The organism is Adhaeribacter swui (assembly GCF_014217805.1).
GTDB classification, from domain to species: domain Bacteria; phylum Bacteroidota; class Bacteroidia; order Cytophagales; family Hymenobacteraceae; genus Adhaeribacter; species Adhaeribacter swui.
The window spans coordinates 1,531,020-1,556,398 of the sequence record NZ_CP055156.1; the positions used below are offsets into that span (position 1 = coordinate 1,531,020).

Sequence of the window (25,379 nt, forward strand, 5' to 3'; positions counted from 1 at the left end):
TTTTTTCTAAACCAACTTGCCAAAACTTAGCTGCACAGATCTTAAAACCTTTGCACCTTATTATAAAATTGCTTGTTATAGCACCTAAGTATTAAAACGTTTGCCCATTTTGATTATAGTTGTTGTGTTATAGGACTTGTTTACCTTTTGAAAATATCGCAATAAACAAGACCTTAGATTTAAAATTTTCAACGGTAAACGGGCTCAAAATTATTTTTAATACTTAGGCTTGGATATTTTTAAATAATTTCTGCATCTTTATTGAACGGCTTTATTTTTTAAATTTCTGCGATTTTAGAAGAATAAAGTAGCGTAATTAAATTTGGCGGAAAACTTAAAGTAGATTTTATTTTGTTTTCTGTGAAGTAAATTCCTGACGTAGCCGGGTTTTCCGGATCGAAGGGTAGAAACTGGCAACGTGCCGGTTTCTGTTATTTGAATATATTTAATCATTTTCTACCATGAGCGACAAGGTCCATATTTTTGACACGACGTTACGCGACGGCGAGCAGGTGCCCGGCTGCCAATTAAACACCAAAGAAAAAATTGAAGTAGCCAAAGCCCTGGAAGAACTAGGCGTAGATATCATCGAAGCGGGTTTTCCAATCTCCAGTCCCGGCGATTTTACTTCTATCATTGAAATATCAAAGGCAGTTTCGGAGCCGGTAATCTGCGCGCTAACCCGGGCTAAAAAAGAAGATATTGATTGCGCCGTAGAATCGTTGAAGCACGCCAAACGCAAACGCATCCATACGGGTATTGGCGCTTCGGATATGCACATTCAGTACAAATTTAATTCTACCCGCGAAGATGTACTGGCACGAGGCGTTTATGCCGTAAAATATGCGAAGCAATTTGTAGAAGATATTGAGTTTTACGCCGAAGATGCCGGCCGGGCCGATTTGCCTTTCCTGGCTAAAATGATTGAAGAAGTAATTGCGGCTGGTGCCACCGTCGTAAACATCCCCGATACTACCGGCTACTGCTTGCCTTGGGAGTACGGCGCCAAAATTAAATATTTAAAAGAAAACGTTAAGAATATAGATAAGGCCATTATCTCGGTGCATTGCCACAACGATTTAGGCTTGGCTACCGCTAACTCCATTGCCGGCGTTATTAACGGTGCCCGCCAAATTGAGTGTACCATTAACGGTATTGGCGAACGCGCTGGTAATACCTCCTTAGAGGAAGTGGTGATGATTATGAAAAGCCACAAAGAATTAGAATTATTAAACCGGATTAACACGCCACGGATTTATCCTACCAGCCGTTTGGTATCGCGGTTAATGCGCATGCGCGTGCAGCCCAACAAAGCCATTGTGGGCGATAATGCTTTTGCGCACTCTTCTGGTATTCACCAGGACGGCTTCCTGAAACACCGCGAAACGTACGAAGTAATTGATCCGCACGATGTAGGGGTGGCTGATTCTTCGATTGTGTTAACGGCCCGTAGCGGCCGGGCGGCTTTGAAACACCGCCTGGAAAGCTTAGGCTACTTTGTTACCAAAGAAGATATCGACGAAATTTACCCGGAATATCTGGTAATGGCCGATGAGCTAAAAGTTATTCAAGACGAGCATTTAACGGTGCTTTTTCAAAAATTAGAAACTAAACGGGAGCAAGCCGCTGTTAAAACCAACAGCTAATTTTACAAATGAGTAGTTCCGATAAAAAAACATTATTTCAAAAAATCTGGGATGCCCACGTGGTAACCAGCATTCCGGACGGCCCGGATGTGTTATATATAGATCGGCACCTGGTGCACGAAGTAACTAGCCCACAAGCTTTTGCCGGTCTCGAAAAAAGAGGTATTGGGGTATTCCGGACACAGAATACCGTGGCTACTGCTGACCATAACGTACCTACTATTAATCAGCATTTACCTATTTCGGAGCCGCTGAGCCGGTTCCAAGTAGATAAACTCACCGAAAATTGCCGAAAATTTGGCGTGAATCTGTACGGTTTAGGCCATCCTTTCCAGGGCATTGTGCACGTAATCGGGCCCGAGTTAGGCATTACCTTACCCGGCATGACCATGGTATGCGGCGACAGCCATACTTCTACGCACGGTGCATTTGGTACTATTGCTTTTGGTATTGGTACCAGCGAGGTAGAACAAGTACTGGCAACGCAATGCCTCATGCAGAACAAGCCTAAAACCATGCGCATTAACATCGAAGGAGAACTGGCGAACGGCGTATTGTCGAAAGACATTATTCTGTACATCATCTCTAAACTCACGATGGGTGGCGCTACTGGTTATTTTGTAGAATATGCTGGTTCGGCTATTCGCAGCTTAAGTATGGAAGCCCGCATGACTATCTGCAATATGAGTATTGAGATGGGTGCCCGCGGTGGCTTAATTGCTCCCGATGATATTACGTTTGAATACATCCAAGGCCGTCGGTTTGCGCCACAAGGCGAAAAATTTGAGGAAGCAGTTGCCTACTGGCGTACACTCTTCACCGACGAAGGCGCTGCTTTTGATGTAGAATATACTTTTGATGCCGCTGATATTGCTCCCATGATTACTTATGGCACCAATCCAGGCATGGGCATTAAAATCGATGAAACGGTACCAAGCTTAGCCGATATCAAAGAAGAAAGCAACAAAGCTTCTTTCGATAAATCATTGGCCTATATGGGTCTGCATCCGGGTGAACAATTATTAGGGAAAGAAATCAATTACGTGTTTATTGGTTCCTGCACTAACTCCCGCATCGAGGACTTACGCTTGGTAGCTCAATTTGTAAAAGGCAAACACAAAGCACCAAACATTAACGCTTTAATTGTACCGGGTTCTAAACAAGTAGAACAACAAGCCCGTGAAGAAGGCATCGACCAGATTTTCCGCGAAGCCGGATTTGAATTACGGGAACCCGGTTGCTCCGCTTGCCTGGGCATGAACGAAGATAAAGTACCGAAAGGCGAATACTGCATCTCTACGTCTAACCGGAATTTTGAAGGCCGCCAGGGACCTGGTGCCCGTACTTTGTTGGCTAGTCCGTTAACTGCGGCAGCTACCGCTATTGCGGGTAAAATAACGGATGTTCGGGAGTTAATCTAAGTGTACCAAAATGGAAAAATTTAAAAAAATAACATCTACTGCGGTTCCTTTACCGATTGAAGACATTGATACCGATCAGATTATTCCGGCCCGTTTCCTGAAAGCAACTACCCGCGAAGGTTTTGGCGACAACTTATTCCGCGATTGGCGTTACAATAACCAGAATAACCCAAAACCGGAGTTTGTACTGAACAATCCGCAATACAGCGGTCAGGTTTTGGTAGCCGGTAAAAACTTTGGTTGCGGTTCCAGTCGCGAACATGCCGCTTGGGCGATTAACGACTATGGCTTTAAAGTAGTTATTTCGAGCTTCTTTGCCGATATATTTAAAGGAAACGCCCTAAATAATGGCTTGTTACCGGTGCAGGTTTCGGAAGAATTTTTAGCTACCGTTTTTGCGCATATTTTTGCTGATAGAAACACTGAGTTGGAAGTTAACCTGGAAGAACAAACCGTACGCATTACCGGCACCGACTTAGTAGAAAAGTTTGATATTAACCAATACAAAAAAACCTGCTTAATCAACGGCTACGACGATATTGATTACTTACTCAGCCTGAAAGACAAAATCGAAGCTTACGAGAAAACCAGCAAATACTTGAGCCTGGTAGATTTAAAGCAAGAAGTAGAAGCGTAATTTAAATTATTCAATAGTGAAAAGCCAGTTCAAATGAACTGGCTTTTTTGTTCACTAGCTGAAGCTAGTGGCAATTCAAAAAAATCTATTTTAAAAATAATTTAATCCTGCATCCAATGCTCTCTGAATTGCCTCCATCTTCAGATGGAGGATTTATATGCATTGCCGCTATCTTTAGATAGCGGCTTTAAAAACCATACAAGCGTTTAAAATCTTCTTGCTCTTCTTGGTAAGATTTTAACTGATGATGAGCCTCCTGACTTTTGATATACTCCCGCACCTTGTTTACCATTGATTCACTGACGGATACTGCAAAATATTCATCCTGCCATTCGAATTTACCGGGGCAAAGATTATTCTGATTAATCCAAAAAGCAGATTCGCCTTTGATGAGCTGCATCACTTTAGCTACATTTTGATTCAACCCCAAGGAAACCAAACAATGGACATGATCAATATGCCCATTGATCATGTAAACGTAAATACCTTTTTCTTGGGCGTTTTCTCTGATATGCCGAAATACCTGGGTCCTGATTTCTTTTGTTAAGTAGGGCTCCCGGTTTTTAGTAGATCATACAAAATGAATTCAAACTTTTACATAAGGCATAGGCTAATTAGTAAGCTACAGAGTTAGGAGTTTATCCCGGTTTTATCATTTACCTGACTATCTTAGAAATCTTTAATTTTTTTTCTGTTTTAATAAACATGTTTATTACCTGTTGCCGACTTCTCCAATTAAATTTCTCTCTATACTCTTGATATTGTTGAGAACTTAATTTCTTTAACACAAGCTCTTCTTCAACTTTAAGTTCTCCTCGTCTTTTACCAAAATCTAAGTTTGAATTCATTACTGAATAGAGGAAAACAATAGCCTTATTTCTAATTTGCACAACATTTATCTTAACTATTTTCTTATCAGGAGTAAGAACGATATCTCCTATTTGTATTGGATAACTTTCTAAAAGCTGCTTTTGTTTACTGCTTACTTCCTCAAAGTACCCAATCTTCACATCTATTAAGTACTGAATTATGTTTTCAGATATTGCTCTCTACTAGTTCAGGTAATTTGCCGATGATACTTTTTAAGGTATTTCCTTCTATCAAAACTTTATTAATGGTTCTATAACCTTTTATCTTTATAGGAACTTGGTGTTGGATTACAAAACTTCTTACATCAGCTCTACTTCCTTTAAAGTAACGATGTATTTGTTTATCTGTTAACCAACAGCTTTTGCTTAAAGTCTTAATAAACTCTTTTGAATCTTGAGCAAGTTTATGAAGTGAAAGGAATTGATAAGAATCAACATTTAAATCTGTTTTGTACAGCTGCTCATAAGCACTTGGCGAGAAATCATTATCATTCCAAAATCTGTGTACATAATTTAATTCCGGGAAATTATCAGGACTTTCAATTTGGATAGAAATCGTATCCGAAAAGGTAGCATCTAAGAATTTAATTAAGAAAGTAGTTAAAGTATTGTACAAATCATAAAATTCTTTTAATCGCTTTAGATGGTCTCTATAAGACTTATATCCACCTTCCTTTATAAGAAAAGAAACATACTTATCTACAAAGTATTTATCAATTTGTACTAAATCATCTACGGGCATCAAATCAAAATTTTCTTCATTAAGAATTACATTAAAATGAATCCTAAAACTATCGTATCCATAATACTCGACTCTTTCTATAAATATTTTTATATCTCTAATTAGGTGTTTATACCTAATTAGCCCTCGAATTCTAAGATGAAAATAATCTATAACCTCTGTATTAGCTGCGCCCACCTTTCTACATGTTTTTTATTATATAATACGTTTATAATTAGCAACTTATAAAAGACGCATAAACTCTACAATACTTTTAACGGCAGCAATTTAGTAAGCTTAAAATTATAAATCATTTCAAGTAGCTGTAAGTCAAATTAATAAAATTAATAAACAATTTTTAAATGTATTCGAACCTCTATTGTATTTTTTAAAATTGTTAACTTATCCTTAATTTTTTTGAGAAGCCAAATACTTCCTGCACAAATAGCTGTTTCAATTAAATCTTCTGCAACAGAGGACAAAAGGTTAAGTAATTCTTGCATGATATAATGGTTTAGTACTAAAGTAAATATAGCAAATTGCGAGCATTATTTATATAGTAATAAAGTTATGTACGACATAAATAATCAGATAGTAGGTTACCCAATTCAGGAAATCCGAAAGATATTCAAAGTTGGTCAAAAACGTTTTGTCAGTAAATCTACAGTTAGAAGTATTTTGAAAATACAAAATACTGAAGCTACAAATATTCTTAAACGGCTGGTACAGGAAGGTTACTTGGAAAAAGTAGAAGAGTTAAATGTATGGCGTAATTCAATAAGAGGTGAAGTATTAGCTAGTACTACCCTTTCACGCCCTATCTCACGAGGCAAGGTTAACAAAATAATTGAAGCACTTCTAGAGCGGGTTATCAAAGTAAATTCCGACCCATATTATTTATACAAAGTTTTAGATGTGCATGTGTTCGGCAATTATCTAAATAATTCTTTAGCAACATTACACTCCATAAAGTTGATTGTAAACTTAGAGGCAAAAGAGAAAAATCGGGATAGGTATATAGAATTACTACATGAAAGAAGTCGAAATGTTAAAAGGAATTTTTCAAACTATTCTCAGTATTTAGGCTACCCACGTGTAGAAGTTTTTGAATACCTTAAATCACGAGTACATCATTTAGAAATTCATGATATTCAGCACTCCAGAGTTAAAGAAAAATTAAGAGGTAGTAAGTTAATTTACCAGAGTCAACCCTAACTACATCATCATGTCATTATTTATAAATAATTAGATGTTGGCTATAACTCTGGCCAATCACAAATTGAACATCTTAAAACTTTAGATTCAGAAGCCGGAAGTAAACCCAAAAGCCCGGTTTAGATAACCGGGCTCTTGGGTTTACTTCTTACACAAAGATATCGGGTAATTAGGTGGCAGTTCCGGATTGTTCAGGTCAGGCATGTAAAAAGTAGCTAAAGTTTTTGCCAGATAAGGATGGAAACCACGTTAGTTGGTGAGCACAATAAAAGTAAGTTTTTGGTCATCAAACCGCACGTAATCGGCTAACGCGGACCCGCCACTGTGACCAGATAATTATATGGCCTTGGTACATGCTAACACCGGCAAACCATCTCTTTAGCTAATTCGTTTATTCTATTACTAGCATTTATCTGTGCGACTAGATTTAAAATCAAAGAATACGCCTTTATTTTAAACGTGCCGCCACAGGAACGGCGGCTACCTTGGGCCAAATAACCTAGCGTTACCTGCGTTTCAAAATGACTGTGCTTGAACAAAATTTTTAAATTTTCACCCAAATGCCATGAAGCAGTTGCGTCTACTTTTCAGCTTGGTTTTATTTATATTTATAACTGGTTGCGACAAACAAAAATTAGATGATAACACTACTCCCACTCCTGACCCGAACGTAAACCCTCCGGCTGTTACCGATTATACGCTTACCGAAGCTTTTCCTGCTTTAAAATTTGATAAACCAGTAGAGCTAACCAGCCCGAACGATGGTACTAACCGGATTTTTGTGGTATCGCAGAACGGTAAAATTCACGTATTTCCGAACTTAACTGCGGCATCAGAGGCGCCGGTATTTCTGGACTTAAGTTCCAAAGTGGCTACGGGTGGTGAACTGGGCTTATTGGGTTTAGCTTTTCATCCGAATTATAAAACCAACGGTTATTTTTACGTGAACTACACCCGAGGTAATCCGTTAACAACGGTTATTTCGCGGTTTAAAGTAAGCGCTGCCGATGCAAATGTAGCCGACCCCAACAGCGAGCAGGTATTGCTAACCTACGCCCAACCGTATAGCAACCATAATGGCGGCAAGCTGGATTTTGGCAACGATGGATATTTGTACATCTCCTCCGGCGACGGTGGCAGCGGCGGCGACCCGCAAAACAACGCCCAGAACCGACAAAAACTATTGGGTAAAATCCTGCGCATCGACGTAAATGCTCCATCGGGTAATTTGCCTTATACAATCCCGGCAGATAATCCTTACAAAAACAACACCGAGGGTTTCCGGGAAGAAATTTATGCCTATGGCTTGCGAAATCCCTGGCGCTTTAGCTTCGATCGGCCAACGGGCACCTTGTGGGCCGGCGACGTGGGTCAGGGCAACGTAGAAGAAATTTCTATTATTAAAAAAGGCGGTAATTACGGCTGGAAAATCCGGGAAGGAAACACGTGTTACGGGGCAGCTAATTGCGATGTAACTGGCCTGGAAGAACCCATCTGGACGTATCCGCTGAATGCCGAGAACGGCCGGTCAGTAACGGGTGGTTATGTTTGCCACGATAAAAATCTGCCGGGGCTGGAAGGTAAGTATATTTTCGGCGATTACATTTCGGGCAACGTTTGGGCTTTAACTTTTAACGGCACCCAGGCGGTAAAAAACGAATTAATAACGAAGTTATCCAACGATAATATTTCTTCGTTTGGCCAAGATAGTCAGCAGCGACTTTACGTTTTAGGTTACTCAAGCGGTAAAATATATAAGTTTACGCCGAAGCAGTAGAATTTAATCTCCGTATCTGCTAGCCGCAATAGATTGGTGCAGTACCCTTAAAAGTATCAGAACAAAATCAACTTACTACACCACAGGTTGATTTTATTGTAATCTATTGTTGATGTACAATTATAGAATTACCCAGAAATCTAAAACCTTGATACGAGTGTCTCTTACTTTATTAAGTTTAGAAATTTTAAAAAAATTAAATTTCTGACTTGTATCCCCAAGGAAGTTCGCTAATAATGGTGTGCAAAAATTTCACTCTCCGCTGCCAAGTCATTGGGTTCTGGTAATAACTTCTGCGCTATAATCAACTGATGTTATTTGAAATAAAAAGGCAGCCTGGTGATAAGCTGCCTTTTTTAAAATTTTTATATTTAAGCTCCCCCACCTGTGGAGCCACCTCCACCGCCAGTCGTTCCGCCACCAGTAGATCCTCCCGTAGTAGTTCCCGCGGTTGTTCCTCCAGTAGTTGTTCCCCCAGTAGTTCCAGTCGTACCTCCGGTAGTGGATCCACCAGTTGTGGTTCCGGTAGTACCGCCCGTAGTTGTGCCTCCGGTAGTTCCAGTAGTTCCACCTGTTGTTGACCCTCCTGTTGTAGTACCACCAGTAGTTCCGCCTGTCGTTGAGCCGCCCGTTGTTGTACCGGTCGTTCCGCCAGTAGTTGTACCACCAGTGGTTCCTGTGGTACTACCACCCGTTGTACCTGTTGTGCCACCTGTAGTTGTTCCGCCTGTGGTAGTACCAGTGGTTCCACCTGTAGTGCCTGTGGTACCGCCAGTAGTTCCGGCTGTTGTTCCAGTTGTACCTCCCGTTGTTGTACCAGCAGTAGTGCCGGTGGTTGTTCCCGCAGTAGTTCCGCTAGTCGTAGTTCCTGCAGTAGTGCCGCCGGTTGTAGTGCCAGTTGTGGTTCCTGCAGTAGTACCGGTTGTTCCTGTAGTTGTGCCAGTTGTGGTTGTACCGGCAGTAGTGGTACCTGTAGTTGTACCGCCGGTGGTCGTTCCACCTGTAGTTGTACCACCAGTAGTTGTAGTTCCGGATGTGGTATCTGCTGGCACACCGTCAAACTTTCCATCATCATCATCATTACATGCCACAATAGTCATCCCTGAAAGCAACGTAGCTGCAACTGTAACAGTTAACCAATTCTTTTTCATAAATAATACTTTTTTTATTCCGTACTCAAAAACAATAGTTCCATTTACGGGCTAAAAAAGGAGAAGGGCAAGTTATACTAAAAATATAAACACGTATTTTTGGCCGTATTTACCGTATTTAGTAGCAACTTTTACTTAAATTCAAAAAAGGTTACTTTATTCAGGTAAAAAAACCAAATTTTAAAATATAATTTTTTAAATACGACCCTATATAATCTTATTTAATAGATGTAAAATACATTATTTTGATTTAATCTGGCTAACAGCCTTTTACTTAATACAAATTACTTTCCGCATCAGGTAAGGTTATTTCTCATTAAAAACCGGAGAAATGATTTGGGTCATTCGTAATCAGGTTGTAAGAGTTAAGTTACAGCAGGGTAACAAGCATAAATTTTTAAAAAACTATAACATCCTTCCAGAAACTTTTTACTTTTGGCCTCCACAAAATTTGCCTGTTACATGAATAAGAAAATAGCCGTTTTGCCCGGCGATGGGATTGGTCCCGAAGTAACTGCCGTAGCGGTTAACGCTCTGCAAAAAGTTGCCGAAAAATTTAATCATACTTTTACGTTTGAAGAAGGGCTGGTAGGGGCTTGCGCCATTGATGCTACCGGTAATCCGTTCCCGGATGAGACATTGCAACTGTGCCAATCCGCGGATGCTATTTTATTTGGTGCCATTGGCCACCCGAAATACGACAACGACCCTACTGCCCCGGTTCGTCCGGAACAAGGCCTGTTGGCCATGCGCAAAGCCTTAGGCTTATTTGCTAATATCCGGCCGGTAAATACTTTTAAAGTGTTGGCTGATGCCTCTCCTTTAAAGCGCGAAATAGTAGAAGGCGTAGACTTTGTGGTGTTCCGGGAGTTAACCGGTGGTTCTTATTTTGGCGCCAAAGGCCGCTCCGAAGACAGAAATAGTGCCTACGATACTTGCACCTACACCCGCGACGAAATTTCCCGGATAACTGAACTGGCTTTTACGGCAGCTGCCAAACGCCGCAAAAAAGTAACGCTAGTAGATAAAGCCAACGTAATGGAAACCTCCCGGTTATGGCGCGAAGTAGTACAGCAATACGCCAGTAATTTCCCGGATATTGAGCTGGAATTAATGTTTGTGGACAATGCGGCCATGGCTTTAATTCAGAACCCGCGCCGTTTTGATGTAATTTTAACCGAAAACATGTTCGGCGATATTCTTACCGACGAAGCTTCGGTAATTACCGGTTCGCTGGGTATGTTGCCTTCGGCTTCTGTGGGCAGCAAAGTAGCTTTGTACGAACCTATTCATGGCTCTTATCCGCAGGCGGCCGGTAAAAATATTGCGAACCCCATGGCCGCAGTTTTATCAGCGGCTACGCTCCTGGAAACTTCCTTTGATTTAATGGAAGAAGGCCGGGCTTTGCGTAACGCCGTAGAAGAAACGTTAAACAACGGTTTTGTTACCGTAGATATTAACCCAACCAATAACCTGGGTACCCGCGAAGTAGGCGAAAAAATCTGCAGCTTTATTTAAGGTGAAGTAGTGCGTTTTAAGTTTTAGGTAATACGTTTTAAAAACTTGTTTGTGAAGACACAAATGGTGGCGTTAGGCTTTATTTAAGCGCAAAAAAATAAAAATTTTGGTTAAGACCGAAGCAATAAGTCAAAGCTTGCTATAGCAAGTATTTTGAGGAAATGATTTAAACAAAAAGACCGCTCAATTAAAGAGCGGTCTTTTTGTTGTACATAAGATCAAGAAAAGACTTTTTTAAAATTTTTACTTTCTGGCTTTACCTACCACCGGTTTTTGCGTACACAAACTTCAGCACCAACCTTTTTTATCTTTAATTTTTTATGACTTCAATGCAGTACATCAATACCACTTGCGGTAAACAATTTGACCTCGACAGTACCGAGAAAGTTATCGAAAAATCAAATAGTCTGTTCTCCTACAACATTCATAAATTAAAAACCGGAGAATACATTATTGCCGAAAAATTCTTTGCTAACCCGTACAACAACCGTTACATCCTGCTCAACGACGAACAAATCGAAGCGCTTAAAGACAGTTAATCTTTGCTGGAAATCCAGCTTTTTTCTTATGGCCTAGTTTACTTTACCCGGGTTAGTTCCACGTTATGGATGGGATTAATCACCAACGGCACTTTTTCTATTTTCACGGAACTGGTATCCAGGCCAAACCACTTATCTTCGGAAGCGGTAAATTCTTTTATGTGGTAATACGCCTGCATAATCAGTTTTTCGTCCCAAGGCAGATCGTTTTCCAGAGATAAATATTTTTCGAGTACCACAAACCGGAAATCGCCGATTACGTTCTGACGGCTTAAGGATTCGTAGCGACTGGTAATATCTACTTCTTTATTAGCTACCAAATTTTCTACCACTTTCCGGAAGTAGAGGTTAATGCGCTGTTCCACGCGGAACCCCAGGTTAAAATCGACCCGGATAATATCGTTTTCGGCAATGTGGTGCACCTGGTACTCCATGGTGTACGGATCGTCGGTGGTATTCACGTGCAGGAACCAGTAAATATCCGCCCGCTTCGGCCGTTTTTGAAAAATTGAGTAAATTATCTTAGATTCAATTTCGGACTTGCGCTCGGCGCTGGTCATGTAAATTAAATGCGTGGAGTACTTCGGAATGGTTTCGTCTTCGCTCAAATCTTTCAGCGGCCCGATGTATTTATCCAGGCGTACTTCTTCGGTTAAGCGCCGTTTAATGTAGTACGACCTAATCCAGGTGTACATTACGGTAATCAGCATTAACCCAATGGCCACTGATACCCAACCGCCGTGCGGGAATTTAACCAAATTAGCCACCAGAAAAGACAACTCGATGGTTAAGTAAACGCCCAGAAACAACCAAATAACAATCCGGGAGAATTTCCGGAGGTACAGGTAATAACTCATTAAAATAGTAGTGGCCAGCATGGTTACCGTAATGGATAAACCGTAAGCAGCTTCCATATTCGTCGACTCCTGGAAGTATAACACCACGGCCACGCAGCCTGCCCAAAGCAATTTATTTACGCTGGGTACAAACAACTGGCCTTTCACGTTGGTGGGGTAAATCAGACGTACTTTGGGCCACAAGTTCAGTCGAATAGCTTCGCCGATTAAAGTAAAGGACCCGGTAATTAAAGCCTGGCTGGCAATAATGGCCGCGATAGTAGCAATTACAATCCCGATGAGCAAAAACCATTCGGGCATCACGCCATAGAACGGGTTCTGGTTTTCGTCGAGTTTTTGGTTAAAGTGCTGCGTTAACCAGGCCGCCTGGCCAAAATAGTTTAACAGTAAACAGGTTTTTACAAAAATCCAGCTAATCCGGATGTTTTCGCGGCCGCAATGGCCTAAATCGGAGTACAAGGCTTCGGCTCCGGTAGTACACAAAAATACCGCTCCCAGCAACCAGAAACCGCCGGGATACAGTACCAGCAAGCGGTACGCATAATACGGGTTAATGGCTTTTAATACCTCCGGGTGACCCAAAATGTTCGTGATACCCAATACGGCCAGCATGGTAAACCAAATAAACATAATCGGGCCGAAAGCTTTACCCACTATTTGAGTACCAAAACTTTGCGCGATAAACAGCACCGTTAAAATAGCCAGAACAATAGGCACGGTGGGCAAATCGGGGTTAATAATGCGTAAACCTTCTATCGCAGACGAAACCGATATAGGTGGCGTAATAATACCATCAGCGAGTAAAGCGCTCCCCCCAATAATGGCCGGAATCATGAGCCATTTGGCCCGGCGTCGGACCAGGGTATACAACGAAAAAATACCACCTTCCCCGTTGTTATCGGCCCGTAAAGTAAGCACCACGTATTTAAGGGTGGTTTGTAAAGTTATCGTCCAGAAAACGCAGGAAACACCCCCATATACTAATTCCGGGTTAACTACACTGCCGCCAGTTAAAATAATGGCTTTCATTACGTACAACGGCGAGGTACCAATATCGCCGTAAATAATACCCAGGGCAATCAATAAACCGCCCGTAGAAAGCCGGTTATGCGAATGGTTATGTTCTTTTGACATGTTTAATAGCGATCAACATATAATACTACCTTTCTCGGTTTACAACTTGGTTAAGGCCTGCGCGAGAAAGGTGTTTCATTTTAAATAAGAAAATTCCATTACTTATTTAGCTCCTTTGTTTTCTGGCTAACAAGCGCTGTTTTTTCAGAACCAATTTTCTGAAAGGCAATGTTAGAATATAGAGCTGGCTGTAACAAGTTAGAATGATGAGAAAGGAGAAAGATACAAGTTAAGTTCAGGTTATTTTTGCAGTAAGTATCTAAATAAAATCGGTCATCATGTTTTGCACAAAGGTAATTACTAATTTAATTAATTAGCACGCTCCGGCTCCCGAATTTAAAAATTATGCCTGCCCGAAATGCTAAAATTTTAAAAATTTAAATGACCAACCGCACCCCGCCCAGTTCCTGCAGGCCATAATGAAAACGCTGACCAGGCGAACCAATAAACATAAAGTTTTTGGGTATATTCCACTTCCGCGAAAGCTCATCGATGAGTTGCGGCCCGAAATGGCCTTTAATCACAATAAAATCCACGTCTAAATCCGGATAAGCCCGATCGAGCACGTCTACTTCGTGCATGAGTTTTTTAGGCGGATGTTCGTTATCGCCGAGTACGTTTACTATTTTAATGCGGTTGGTGTGTTCGTTATCTTCGATGTAGCGCATTACCTGGTTAATGTTGGCAATGTTATCGCCACGAGTAAAAAACACGAATTGCTGCGAGTTTATTTCGGTAATTAAACGTTTTAGCCGAAACGAGGTAAAAGGTAAAAATTTAGCAAAAGTGCCTTCGAATTGTTTTACCAGATAAGTAAACAAGCGCAGCAAGGTGGTGCGGTACAACATAAAAAACACAAGAGCCACAGTAGGTATAAAATATTTTAAAAATACAAACAAGTAAGAAGGGTTTAAAATGGCATTGCCCACCAAGGCTGTAAGCACCGCCCCAATAGCCACAAACAAAGCCCACCCCGAGGCGCGTACTGGCCGGGGCAACTGACCCCGCCGCAGCTTGAGCAAGATATTCCCCACGCCAAACAAAGTCATCACCGACAAAAAAGAAATGGTATATACCCCAGCCAAAGCCCCTAAATCGCCTTCGGTAATTATTAAAATAGAAACACAGAGCAGGAAAAAAGCCACCATAATTAAGTAAGCCGTACCGCGCTTATTCGTAATTAACAGAAACTGAGGCAAGCAACGATCCAGGGTCATGCGGTGCACCAAGCCGGTTACCCCCACGTACGAGGTTAAAACAGCACCACTCAGTACCATGGCAGCATTTATTGAAATTAATATCGCCAGCCATTTACCACCGGCTACATCGCCTACGTAAGCCAATAAGGCATCGCGGTGTTCGGGCACTTCGCTCATGGGAATTATGGCCAAAACCAGAAAAGCCGTGAGGGGATTAAAAATGGTAACGGCCAGCCACATATTGCGCAAGGTTTTCGGAAAAACGCCCCGTTCCTGTTCTTCCACGAAATTGGCCGAACTCTCGAACCCCGAAATACCCAGCATAGCCGCTGCAAAGCCAAAAAACAAAGCCCGCCAAATACTACCGCCCGGCAACGGCTGCGTAAAGTTAATTTGAAACGTATCGAACCCGTGGTTAAATAAAAATACCACACCCACGATAATTAATAAGGTAAGGGTACTGATATGGGTAATAAAAATAATAATGGCCACCATAGAAGATTCGCCGATACCCATGATGGTTAAACCCATAAAAATAGCCAGTAACCCAATAGTGGCGTACATAACCGGAAAGTGTTCCCAGAGATGGTGCACGTAATGCATGGCCTCGCTCGCCGAGATAACGGCCGTAGCCATATAAGAAAGTAAAGTAAGACAAGCAGCCAGCGAAGCGGTTCGTTTACTGGTGGTATTTAGCAGCGCGTTGTAAGCCCCGCCGTTCAGGGGTAAAGCGCCCACTACTTCGCCGTAAATTTTCCGGAATAAAAACAACACGGCGCCCACCATTAACAAAGCAATCCAGGCATATTGCCCGGCATAAATAATAGCCAAAGCCGATACGTATAAACAAGAAGAAGTAATATCGTTGCCGCAAATAGCGGTGGCGGGCAGTTCTTTTAATTTAGGCGCATGCGCCGGCGCAATGGCATGCGTTAAGTCTCCGGTATCCATGTAAACATTTTCAAAAAAATCAGGCCGTTATGTTATTAATTATGGGCTAAACAAATAACCTGCACTAGTTACGTAGTACTCCTGTTTGTTGTTCTGATTGTTTGGTTTACTTACCCGGAATGATCCTATTTAGCTGAGAATTAAATTAGTTTGTCCATTTTTTAAATTTTTAAATTTACCAGCTTATTAAATTAAACGTAGCGCCTTTATGCAGCGCGCTTTTTATCTAATAAAAGCCCTCCTTATTTGATAAAACCAGGTACTGCGAGTACCCTGAAAAAAAATTAAAATTTTTAAAATCTCCAAAATAGGACTGCCATACGGTTGTCAGTGAGGTAGTGTAGCTTTGCTCTATATCATCTGTTTCACCCCAAAAACATAAGCTATGGAGCAAACATTAGAAAAAAACCAGACCGCTACCTTTATTACTTCCGCCAACTTATTGGAACACTGGCAAGGACACCGGGGCTTAACCCGCCGGGTAATAGAAGCTTTTCCGGAAAAAGAATTCTTTGAATATTCGATAGGTGGCATGCGTCCGTTTGCCGCGATGGTGCAGGAATTATTGGCTATTGCTGCTCCCGGACTCCGGGAAATTGTGGGGGGAAATACCGAAGATTTAAACGAACACCTGGAACACCAAAACAGCAAAGCTTATTTACTAGAATCCTGGGATCAAGCCACCGCAGAAATTAATCAGTTGTGGGCCCAGATTCCGGAAGAAAAATTTACGGAGACCATTCTGGCTTTCGGGCAATACGAAGGTACAGTGTGGTCTACCATTTTATATTTCATCGATAATGAAATTCACCACCGAGCGCAGGGCTTTGTTTTTTTGCGTTCGTTGGGCATCGAACCGCCTTATTTTTGGCAAAGATAACCGGAAGAACTTGTATGAGAGAGGTACTGGTATTTCAAACATCAATAACTAACCAGTGGCGGGTTATTCAGGTAAAACCAATATTGGATAACCTGATGCACTCCGGCGAAAAATGGAATTTTGACTTGGAGGATTGCGACCACATCCTTCGGGTCGAAGCTATTCGGATTCAAGCCCCTGTCATTATCCAAAGTTTAAACAGAGCCGGATTTATTTGCCGCGAACTGGAAGACTGATTTTTTAAAATTTTACGCTTACTACATTTTAAAAATTTTAAAAACTGATAGGCGCTTTATACCTATGGCACGGAAGTTACTTCCGTGCTTTTTTTATAGCAGAAAAAGTAGATGCTATTAGAGCGCTACAGACGTTCCTAATTACCACAAGAACCGGTTCTACTTTTACCAAGTCATTTATTAAGCCGGTATTCTTTTAAATCATAGCATTCTTTACCATCAACCACTCCAACTTTTAACCTGCTATAGCACTGATCAAGCACCTGACACAGTAGAATACTACTATAATAAAGCCATTCTGCTGTGTAATGAAATACTTCTTTACTGAATAACACCGTGGATAGAATTTTAAAATTTTGCTGGTTTACTAGGTAACAAGTAGCGCAAGCCAGGTGCAGGATTTAACACTCAACTGTTCTGTTGTTCAGCGATTTTTTAGTGTTAGAATATAGCATCCAGAATAACCGCATCTCCTTCCCTGTTTTTAGGGAAGTGCCATAGGCAGAAGGGTATTATCCCGTTTTGGTGGTGGTGGAGCTACCCCAAAAGCGAAGGTCGCCTCTAATTTTATAAATACTAAACAGCTTCCTAATTTACCTTATCCTTTACACAACGGAAACCTAAATTATCGGAGCTGCTGGTTACTTCGCCTTTGCCGCGGCTACCAGCTTTGTACCGGATGCAATACTGGTCGCTGCACAAAAAAGAACCGCCGCGCTGCACCCGTTTCTCTACATTAGGTTCATCTGGGTCGTAACTATCGGCTGGCCCTTGTGGGTTTTTAGCGGGACTTTGGCTGTAATAATCTGGCCGGTAAAAGTCGCTGCACCATTCCCACACGTTGCATTCCATATCGTACAAACCATAAGCGTTAGGCGGAAACGATTTTACCGGGGCCACACCCAGAAAACCATCTTCTCCGGTGTTTTTATCCGGGAAACTACCCTGGTAAATATTGGCCACCCATCTATTACCCGGCTTTAATTCGCTGCCCCAGTAGTATTTTTGTTTTTCTTTGCCGCCCCGGGCCGCGTATTCCCATTCGGCTTCGGTGGGCAAACGTTTACCGGCCCAGCGGGCATAAGCCAACGCATCTTCATAAGACACCTGCACCACCGGCGAATTTTTTAAATTTTTTAGTTGCGTAGCCTGTCCCTGGGGCTGAAACCAGTTAGCGCCCGGCACATATTGCCACCACTGCAAAGGATTATCCAGAGAAACGGCCTGCGCGGGAGCAGAAAAAACCGCCGAACCAGGCACCAGCTTATCAACAGGTACCCCCGGATAATCGGCCGGATCTAGAGCTCTTTCGGCTACCGTTTTGTAGCCGCTTGCTTTTACAAACGCAGCGTATTGCCCGTAAGTAACTTCGTGCTCATCCATCCAAAACCCATCTACCGTTACGGCATGCACGGGTTGCGCATCCGGAAACTCCAACTCATCCGAACCCATTTGAAAAGTACCGCCTGCTATCCAAACCATTTTAGTTTTAGTGGTATCGGCCATCTGGTTTACATTAACGGGTACTTTTGGCACAATTACTTTTTCCGGCGTTTTGGTTTCCTGCGCCGTTTTGTTCTGGCAACCTGAAAAAATAAAAAGAAACAAGCAGAGAAAAATAAAGCCGGCTTTTAGCATTAAATAAGATTTTTTAAAATTCATAGATAAGAAAAACAGGCCCTTGCAAGTTTGCCCGCTACTTTAAAATTACGTTGTTTTAGTTTTTTCTCCAATTAAAGGGTTAAAACACCACCTACTCTGCCGGGGCAAATTTATAATGAGTCTGGTTAAAGAACCAGCTATCCGGGCAAAACGCACCTGAGGCAAACGCACTGTACTTACAGATAAGTTATTTTTAAATTTAAGAGAATTAGAACAGCTAAAACTTTGTTTACAATCTAAAATTGCACCCGCCACAACCACCCCAAAACAGATAGCTTAACTCTTTATTTACAAGCTTTTTACAACAATAAGACCCTGCCAAATACTCCTTAAATTAACTACGCTACAGGCAACATTTAATTCCTTTAGCAAGTAAGAATACAGGTAACAATCTAATCTTTCCGTTAATTTAAATCCATAACTTATGAGAAAACTATTAGCCGGATTATTCTGCTGCCTGCTCCCCTCTGGGTTAAATAATTCAGGTTATAAACCATATTATTAGCTTAATTTGCCTTTTTTAATTTTGCCTCTTTTTTAATGGTAAAAGCCAATAAACCAAATCCTTTCTGCTACTTCCACTAAATGGAATAAATTTTTACTTATTTCATTTGGCCACCAACCCTACATTAAATTCAATGAAAACAAACTTTACCTGTTATATTCTTCCCTTATCGCTCCAGAAGCAAAAGTGTTTTACTATTTGGTTACTAGGATTTCTGCTTTTGTACCAGTCTGCCCAGGCACGAGTATCTTTAAATGAAAATAATTTAAAAAAAGCCGCGACTACCAATTATTCTGTTGCCTTTGCTGATTCTTGTGCGCTACTAAGTACTTTGCCTTGCTCTAAGTTGCAGGTGGGTTTGCCGTTTAGCTTAAATTTTAACGCGCCGGTAGCTAAAACGCTTCCCGACCCGAACAAAGCCGGCACGGGCTTTACTTTAGCCTTACCTTACTCTGGCCTGCGCTTACCCGAAGATAGTGCAGTTAGCATGGCTAAAGTACCGGGCTACGAGCCTACGAAACTAGTACTGGTTAATGGCGCGTTGCAAATCACAACCAACAAAGGAGCGGCTGTTACTACCCAAAACAATCAAATTAATGCCTTAGGTGTGCAGGTAGATAGCCGCAATAAACTGCAAATAGAAACTACCCTGATTAACCCCTACAACGGTTTAGACTCGCAGCAAGCCGGCGTCTGGATTGGCTTATCCGATAAAATGTACGTGCAACTGGTAGTTTCGGGTAATCGCGTAGAGCTGCGCCGCGAAGTAAACGATGTGTCTACCCAGGAAGACCGCCGAATGACGGAGGTAATCCCGGGTTTAGATACCCAGAAAGTACGTTTGCGGCTAGTAATTGACCCAGCTACCAATACCGCTGAAGCTTTTTACTCGACCGATAGTCTTACTTATTTTAACGTAGGCGAAACTTACCCTACCAAAACTTTAAGCATTGCCAACATGGGCCTGAACGCGAGCCGGGTTTACACAGGTATTCTGGCTTCACACCGAAATGGGGCTACACCGGTTACTTACGCTTTCGATGATTTTACAATTAAATTACCCGGCACCCCGTTAATCGTACAAGCCCCGGTAGATCAAGTATTTCCGGGCGATAGTACCGTCAGTTTTTCGGCGGGCCAGTACACTGATCCCGATGGGCAACCTTTAACCTACACGGCTACCTTACTAGATGGCAGCCCCTTACCGGGGTGGCTTTCTTTTGCCAGCACCACCCAAACGCTCAGCGGCAAAACACCCGGCACCGGCGCCGACTTAACCATTAAAATTACCGCCATCGATCCGTCCAACCTTTTTACAACGGCTACTTTTAAAGTTACGGTTCCACCCATCCCCTGTCCACCTTTTAGCCTGCTGCCTTGTTCCCGGTTAGCGATGGCTTTGCCTTTTTCTTTAAAATTTGATAATCCTAAGGCGAATACTTTATTAGAGCAAAGCGGGGTGGGTTCGGGCTTTACGATGGCGTTGCCGTATTCCGGTGCCCGCTGGTCAGAAGATAGCACCGCCAGCAATCCGGAAGCGCCAGGCTACGAACCCAGCAAATTACTTTTAACCAACAGCGCTTTACAAGTTACTACTTATAAAGGCTCTGCTGTAACTACCCAAAACAACCAGGTAAACACCATGGGAGTTGGGGTAAACGGCCGCAATAAATTACAAATAGAAACTACCCTGATTAACCCCTACAACGGTTTAGACTCGCAGCAAGCCGGCGTCTGGATTGGCTTATCCGATAAAATGTACGTGCAACTGGTAGTTTCAGGTAATCGCGTAGAGCTGCGCCGCGAAGTAAACGATGTGTCTACCCAGGAAGACCTCCGTACTACTGCGGTAATTCCGGGTTTAGACACCCAGAAAGTACGTTTGCGGTTAGTAATTGACCCAGCTACCAATACCGCCGAAGCTTTTTACTCGACCGATAGTCTTACTTATTTTAACGTGGGTGAAGCTTACCCTACCAAAAATTTAAGTATTGCCAATATGGGCCTGAACGCGAGCCGGGTTTATACGGGTATTCTGGCATCGCACCGAAATGGGACTACGCCGGTTACATACGCTTTCGGCGACTTTAACGTGCAGGCCATTAGCGCTCCGGTGCAGCCGGCATTAACCTTTTTACCCAAGCAGCTAAATTACACGCTCGTTCCGGGAGGTACTATCGAAAAACAAACCACCGTGCTTACGGCTAATATTGGGGTACCTACCCTAAGCCTTACCAAAGACTCTACTGCTACCTGGCTGAACTTACCAGCTACCCAAACCGGAACCCTTACCTTTGGCCCGGATCAAATCAGTTCTAACTTAACTCCCGGAATTTACCAAACCTGGGTAGCCGCTCAGGCCGAAGGGTACCAACCCGATACGCTTTTGATTCAGGTAACCGTTAATCCGCCAACTCCAGAAATTTTAGTAAACTTTCAGGACCCGGTTACTACGCCTCCAATCGGTTGGTTGGTTGATTTCGGGCAAGCCTTTGGCCCGCGTACCGGCACGAACCAAGGCAGTAACTTTATTTATGGCTGGAAAAAACGCAGCGATAGCACGGCACTGGATTTATCGGTGGGCGGAACGATTCCGGGCAACGGCCGCAACCGCAACACTCCCGCGGATGTACGCCTGGCCACGCTCATGCACATGCAAGCCGATGATATTCCGGGGTCGTTTAACGGGGTACAAGAAGAAGGCTACTGGGAAATTAAGGTGCCCAATGGCTTTTATGATGTTACTGTTACTGCCGGTGACGCCGCAGTAAACACTACAACCCCCGAAAGCCATAGCATTACGGTAGAAGGAGTAAAAGCTATCAGCAAATTTGAACCAAGCGGCAAAGCAGGTGCGCTTACCCGCTTTAAAACGGCTACGGCCCGGGTAACGGTAAAAGATTCGCTGTTAACCATTACCGCCGATGGCGGCGTTAATACCAAAATCAACTCTGCCCGCATTTTACCGGTAAGCACCGGCCCCTACGCATATTGGTCCACGGACTTGCAACAGATTACCATCCGGCAGGATTATGCCCCGGAAAAAACTTTCTCGCTGGAGTTAAATAATTCCTCGGCTTTGCCGGAAGTAACTTATAAATTAACGGCAACCTACGACTCCGGCGTGAAAGGTTGGCTAAAGTTTAATGCGAGCCATTACGGCACTGAACCCAATATTAACTTCGACTATTCTGCCGCCCGAAATCTGCCGCCGGGCACGTACACGGCCACCGTATCAGCTACTGCCTCCGACTTTACGCCTGCTTTATTAATTGTAAAAATTACCGTACTGGAAGCCGAAAGCCTTCTGCCATATGTGGTATCCTCTACGCCCGAAAACGGGGCAACCAATGTAGATATCAACACGGTTAGCATTGCGGCCAATAACCTTTTTGTACCGGAAGTTACCGGGCTGCGCGGCGGGGTTGACAATTCTACTTTAAATACTTCTACCGTTAAATTGTTTAAAATTACCGAAACCGATACTACGGCGGTTGTGGGGGTAGTACAAGGCACCGGTGGCGGCGATGCCATCAGCTTTTCGCCTACATACGCCTTAGAGCCCAATACTAATTATAAACTAGTAATTACGGGAGCGGTAAAGTCGAACAGCGGCTTGCCTTTTTTGCCTTACGAAGCGCTTTTTACCACCGGCTCTTATTCCAGCACAACAGGTACTTCTAAAATTGCGTTTACCAAAGAGCCGGTGCCCGCCACCATGGGCAAACAATACAGCAGCGTAGTTATTGGTCCGGATGGTAAATTTTACGCCTTGCGCTTGAGCGGTACCATTGAGCGGTTTACGATTAACCCCCAGGATGGCACCTTAAGCAACATGGAACTGATACCAACCCTGGAACAAAAGTACGGCGAACGTTCCGCTATTGGCTTAACCTTTGATCCGGCGGCTACCGCTACTAACCTGATTGCCTGGGTTACTCATTCTTCCGGCGGCCTGTCCAATGCCGGCACCTTCGACGGCAATTTATCCCGGCTTTCCGGCCCCGCATTAGCGGATGAACAGTTAATAATTACCCGCCTCCCCCGTTCTACCAAAGACCACTTGGTAAACAGCGTAGCTTTTGGTCCCGATGGCGCTTTGTATATTAGCCAGGGTAGTAACAGCTCGATGGGCGCTTATGACCGGAGCTGGCAACAAGAAGAAAGCCTATTAGCGGGCGCTATTCTGCGCCTGGATTTAAATAAATTAAAAAATTTCATTTTGCCTATTAACGCCCGCACTACCGCCGACCAAAGCCTGATTAATACGGCTCCGGCCGAATCGGTGTGGTTGATTGATGGCACATATAACCCCTATGCTACCAATGCGCCGCTTACCATTTACGCTTCCGGCATCCGGAATGCCTACGACTTGGTATGGCACAGCAACGGGCAATTATATATTCCGACTAATGGCTCGGCAGCGGGTGGCAATACGCCGCGCGCCGTAGTGGGCACGCGGCGTCCAGATGGCACTTTTTACAATGGTCCCGTTATAGCAGCAACCCGCAGTGTACAAGTACAAAACGACTGGCTTTTCCGGGTTAATCCGCAACGGTCCATGGGTTATTTTGGTCATCCAAACCCATTACGAGGGGAATTTCTGGCGCACCGGGGTTATGCCGACAATAACTTGTACCCGGCAGGAACCACATCGGACCCGAATTACCGCGGGGCGTCCTTTGATTTTGGCCTGAACAAATCGCCGAACGGTGCCATTGAATATAAAAGTGATGCTTTTGAGGGAGCTTTAAAAGGCAAATTGCTGGTATGCCGGTTTAGTGGTGGCAGCGATATTATCATTCTGGAACCTGGTACTAAAGTAAACGATCCGTCTATTACGCCCGACAAAGATCAGAAATATGACATTGTAAGCTCCCAAACAGGATCGGGCCTTTTCGGCATCGAGGGTTTATCGGGCTTTACCAACCCCTTGGATATTACCGAAGACCCCCAAACCGGAAACTTGTACGTGATTGAATTTAACTGGAATAACATCCCGGATAAAACATCGCAGATTACTTTACTTCGCCCGAAAGCAGTTACCACCATTGCTCCCATTGCCACCATAACACCAGCCAAAATCACCCAAAATGATGTAGCAGATGGATTACCGGGGAAAAAGAACACCATTACCGTTGGCAACAGCGGCAATGGTAATTTACAAGTAACCCGTATCGTGCTGGAAGGAGTAGATAGCAGTCAGTTTGCCTTAAGTGGTATTCCCGAAATAAACGCGGCTTCGCCTTTAATTATCGCAGCCAATACGGCTTTTACTTTTAACGTGCTCTTTAACCCAATCACTACCGGCATTAAAACGGCTTCCATTAAAATTTACTTAGACAATTACCCGGTGCAGGAAGTAGTATTAAACGGATTGGGCACTACCGGCACTGGTGGCAGTAACGAGCCCGCCTTGCAAGCCATTGTTAGTGCGCATGGCTTAAATATAAATGTAGGCGACGATGATGCGAATACGGCTATCATTCACAGCGCTAATGCCAAGGCGGCATTGCTGGGCGATGAAGTAGCGGTGCAGCAGTTTGTAAGTGCTTCAGCAGACCCAATTACAGTGGAACCCCTAGCTGTTTTCAGCGATAAAGCCCCCGGAGGAAATGCTACGGCTTTAGGTTGGTATGCCCTAAGTAACCCCAACACCACCGAAGAATTATTTACGGTAGCCAACGATCAAAGTCAATCCATTCAGGTGCAGGCCACCGGGAAACACACTTTTGAAACCGACAACGCCCCATTTGGTTTTTATACCCGCTGGCCTTCGCTCGCGGATCGGCTGGTATACAGCAAAGATTCGCTTAATACCTTCGCGAATGCTATTCCGCACCATTTCCGGGCCTATCCTTTAAAAAATCCGGATAATACAGTGGTACCAGATGCTTATTTAATTGCCGTGGAAGCTGTCGGCGAAGATCAGGATTACCAGGATCTGGTATTTATTGTACGGCATGTAAAACCCTACGTAAAAGTACCGGATGTGCTCGGGGAAGAACCAGATGAGCCAGACTCAACCGATACGGATTCTAAACTAGCTTTGCAGTTATACCCGAACCCGAACCCCGGCGATAGAATAAATGTAGCACTAAAGAACTTCGCCGCTAAAGAACAAATAACGGTTACCATTTATGATTTATCTGGGAAATCAATTTTTTCAAAAAATATAACGGCCGATAGTCAGGGGAATATTACGACGCAGTTTGTACCCGAACATCCGATTAGCCGGGGCATGTACCTCATCAAAGCCACGGCTCCTTCGGGCGTGCTTAGTACCAAGCTGCTTATAGAATAGAGAATAGGTAGATTTTAGCTATAAAGCTCTCTTTTTTGTCACCCAAATTACAAGGCACTACAATTTTTTAAATTTTTCTATTTTTCCGCTCTGCGTAGAGTTAGCAAAGCGCTCTACGCAGTTACCGGAAAGCCAATCTCCCGATTGGCGTAACAAC

At 43.2% G+C, this 25,379-nt stretch carries 17 protein-coding genes and 1 pseudogene; 10 read left to right on the forward strand and 8 right to left on the reverse strand.

Annotated features, from left to right (window positions below):
• The first annotated feature begins 461 nt into the window (after positions 1 to 461).
• The 3 genes from HUW51_RS07120 to leuD are packed head-to-tail and all read left to right on the forward strand — an operon-like array spanning position 462 to position 3,704.
• On the forward strand, positions 462 to 1,646 hold the full coding sequence (locus tag HUW51_RS07120) for a 2-isopropylmalate synthase (protein WP_185273284.1): 1,185 nt from the start codon (positions 462 to 464) through the stop codon (positions 1,644 to 1,646).
• An 8-nt stretch (positions 1,647 to 1,654) separates the two neighbouring features.
• Complete coding sequence (leuC, locus tag HUW51_RS07125; RefSeq protein WP_185273285.1) at positions 1,655 to 3,067, forward strand: 3-isopropylmalate dehydratase large subunit; 1,413 nt, start codon at positions 1,655 to 1,657, stop codon at positions 3,065 to 3,067.
• Between the two features lie 10 nt (positions 3,068 to 3,077).
• On the forward strand, positions 3,078 to 3,704 hold the full coding sequence (leuD, locus tag HUW51_RS07130; RefSeq protein WP_185273286.1) for a 3-isopropylmalate dehydratase small subunit: 627 nt from the start codon (positions 3,078 to 3,080) through the stop codon (positions 3,702 to 3,704).
• A 187-nt stretch (positions 3,705 to 3,891) separates the two neighbouring features.
• Here leuD and tnpA read toward each other — a convergent pair.
• The 4 genes and pseudogenes from tnpA to HUW51_RS07150 all read right to left on the reverse strand — a co-directional run bounded on the left by tnpA (position 3,892) and on the right by HUW51_RS07150 (position 5,797).
• Positions 3,892 to 4,290 (reverse strand): annotated as a pseudogene (tnpA, locus tag HUW51_RS07135) (IS200/IS605 family transposase).
• Between the two features lie 70 nt (positions 4,291 to 4,360).
• Entirely contained in the window at positions 4,361 to 4,714 is a 354-nt protein-coding gene (locus tag HUW51_RS07140) for a hypothetical protein (RefSeq protein WP_185273287.1), read from the reverse strand.
• Positions 4,715 to 4,739: 25 nt separating this feature from the next.
• Positions 4,740 to 5,492 (reverse strand): hypothetical protein, encoded by a 753-nt coding sequence (locus HUW51_RS07145; RefSeq protein WP_185273288.1) that lies wholly within the window; start codon positions 5,490 to 5,492, stop codon positions 4,740 to 4,742.
• 146 nt (positions 5,493 to 5,638) lie between these two features.
• Positions 5,639 to 5,797 (reverse strand): hypothetical protein, encoded by a 159-nt coding sequence (locus HUW51_RS07150; RefSeq protein WP_185273289.1) that lies wholly within the window; start codon positions 5,795 to 5,797, stop codon positions 5,639 to 5,641.
• A 67-nt stretch (positions 5,798 to 5,864) separates the two neighbouring features.
• Here HUW51_RS07150 and HUW51_RS07155 point away from each other — a divergent pair, with 67 nt between their 5' ends.
• Positions 5,865 to 6,509 (forward strand): hypothetical protein, encoded by a 645-nt coding sequence (locus HUW51_RS07155; RefSeq protein ID WP_185273290.1) that lies wholly within the window; start codon positions 5,865 to 5,867, stop codon positions 6,507 to 6,509.
• 565 nt (positions 6,510 to 7,074) lie between these two features.
• Positions 7,075 to 8,286: a PQQ-dependent sugar dehydrogenase gene (locus HUW51_RS07160; protein WP_185273291.1), complete on the forward strand. Its 1,212-nt coding sequence runs from the start codon at positions 7,075 to 7,077 to the stop codon at positions 8,284 to 8,286.
• Between the two features lie 371 nt (positions 8,287 to 8,657).
• On the opposite strand, the gene HUW51_RS07165 is transcribed toward HUW51_RS07160, so the two are convergent.
• Positions 8,658 to 9,437 carry a hypothetical protein gene (locus HUW51_RS07165; protein WP_185273292.1) on the reverse strand — a complete coding sequence of 260 codons (780 nt, stop codon included), beginning with the start codon at positions 9,435 to 9,437 and terminating at the stop codon, positions 8,658 to 8,660.
• Between the two features lie 462 nt (positions 9,438 to 9,899).
• Here HUW51_RS07165 and leuB point away from each other — a divergent pair, with 462 nt between their 5' ends.
• Positions 9,900 to 10,955: a 3-isopropylmalate dehydrogenase gene (gene leuB, locus HUW51_RS07170; protein ID WP_185273293.1), complete on the forward strand. Its 1,056-nt coding sequence runs from the start codon at positions 9,900 to 9,902 to the stop codon at positions 10,953 to 10,955.
• A gap of 320 nt (positions 10,956 to 11,275) precedes the next feature.
• Positions 11,276 to 11,494, forward strand: coding sequence for a hypothetical protein (locus HUW51_RS07175; RefSeq protein ID WP_185273294.1), 219 nt, complete (start codon positions 11,276 to 11,278; stop codon positions 11,492 to 11,494).
• A gap of 38 nt (positions 11,495 to 11,532) precedes the next feature.
• On the opposite strand, the gene HUW51_RS07180 is transcribed toward HUW51_RS07175, so the two are convergent.
• Together HUW51_RS07180 and HUW51_RS07185 are read right to left on the reverse strand one after the other, a co-directional pair.
• Positions 11,533 to 13,485, reverse strand: a complete 1,953-nt coding sequence (locus HUW51_RS07180) for a KUP/HAK/KT family potassium transporter (RefSeq protein WP_185273295.1) — start codon at positions 13,483 to 13,485, stop codon at positions 11,533 to 11,535.
• A gap of 377 nt (positions 13,486 to 13,862) precedes the next feature.
• On the reverse strand, positions 13,863 to 15,635 hold the full coding sequence (locus HUW51_RS07185) for an APC family permease (protein WP_185273296.1): 1,773 nt from the start codon (positions 15,633 to 15,635) through the stop codon (positions 13,863 to 13,865).
• 385 nt (positions 15,636 to 16,020) lie between these two features.
• On the opposite strand from HUW51_RS07185, the gene HUW51_RS07190 reads away from it, so the two are divergent.
• Both HUW51_RS07190 and HUW51_RS07195 read left to right on the forward strand, forming a co-directional pair.
• Positions 16,021 to 16,515, forward strand: coding sequence for a DinB family protein (locus HUW51_RS07190; protein ID WP_185273297.1), 495 nt, complete (start codon positions 16,021 to 16,023; stop codon positions 16,513 to 16,515).
• Positions 16,516 to 16,529: 14 nt separating this feature from the next.
• Positions 16,530 to 16,751, forward strand: a complete 222-nt coding sequence (locus HUW51_RS07195) for a hypothetical protein (RefSeq protein WP_185273298.1) — start codon at positions 16,530 to 16,532, stop codon at positions 16,749 to 16,751.
• Positions 16,752 to 17,339: 588 nt separating this feature from the next.
• Here the strand turns inward: HUW51_RS07195 and HUW51_RS07200 are convergent.
• Positions 17,340 to 18,257 carry a formylglycine-generating enzyme family protein gene (locus HUW51_RS07200; protein WP_228467038.1) on the reverse strand — a complete coding sequence of 306 codons (918 nt, stop codon included), beginning with the start codon at positions 18,255 to 18,257 and terminating at the stop codon, positions 17,340 to 17,342.
• Between the two features lie 794 nt (positions 18,258 to 19,051).
• On the opposite strand from HUW51_RS07200, the gene HUW51_RS07205 reads away from it, so the two are divergent.
• Positions 19,052 to 25,222: a T9SS type A sorting domain-containing protein gene (locus HUW51_RS07205; RefSeq protein ID WP_185273299.1), complete on the forward strand. Its 6,171-nt coding sequence runs from the start codon at positions 19,052 to 19,054 to the stop codon at positions 25,220 to 25,222.
• The last annotated feature ends 157 nt before the right edge of the window (positions 25,223 to 25,379 follow it).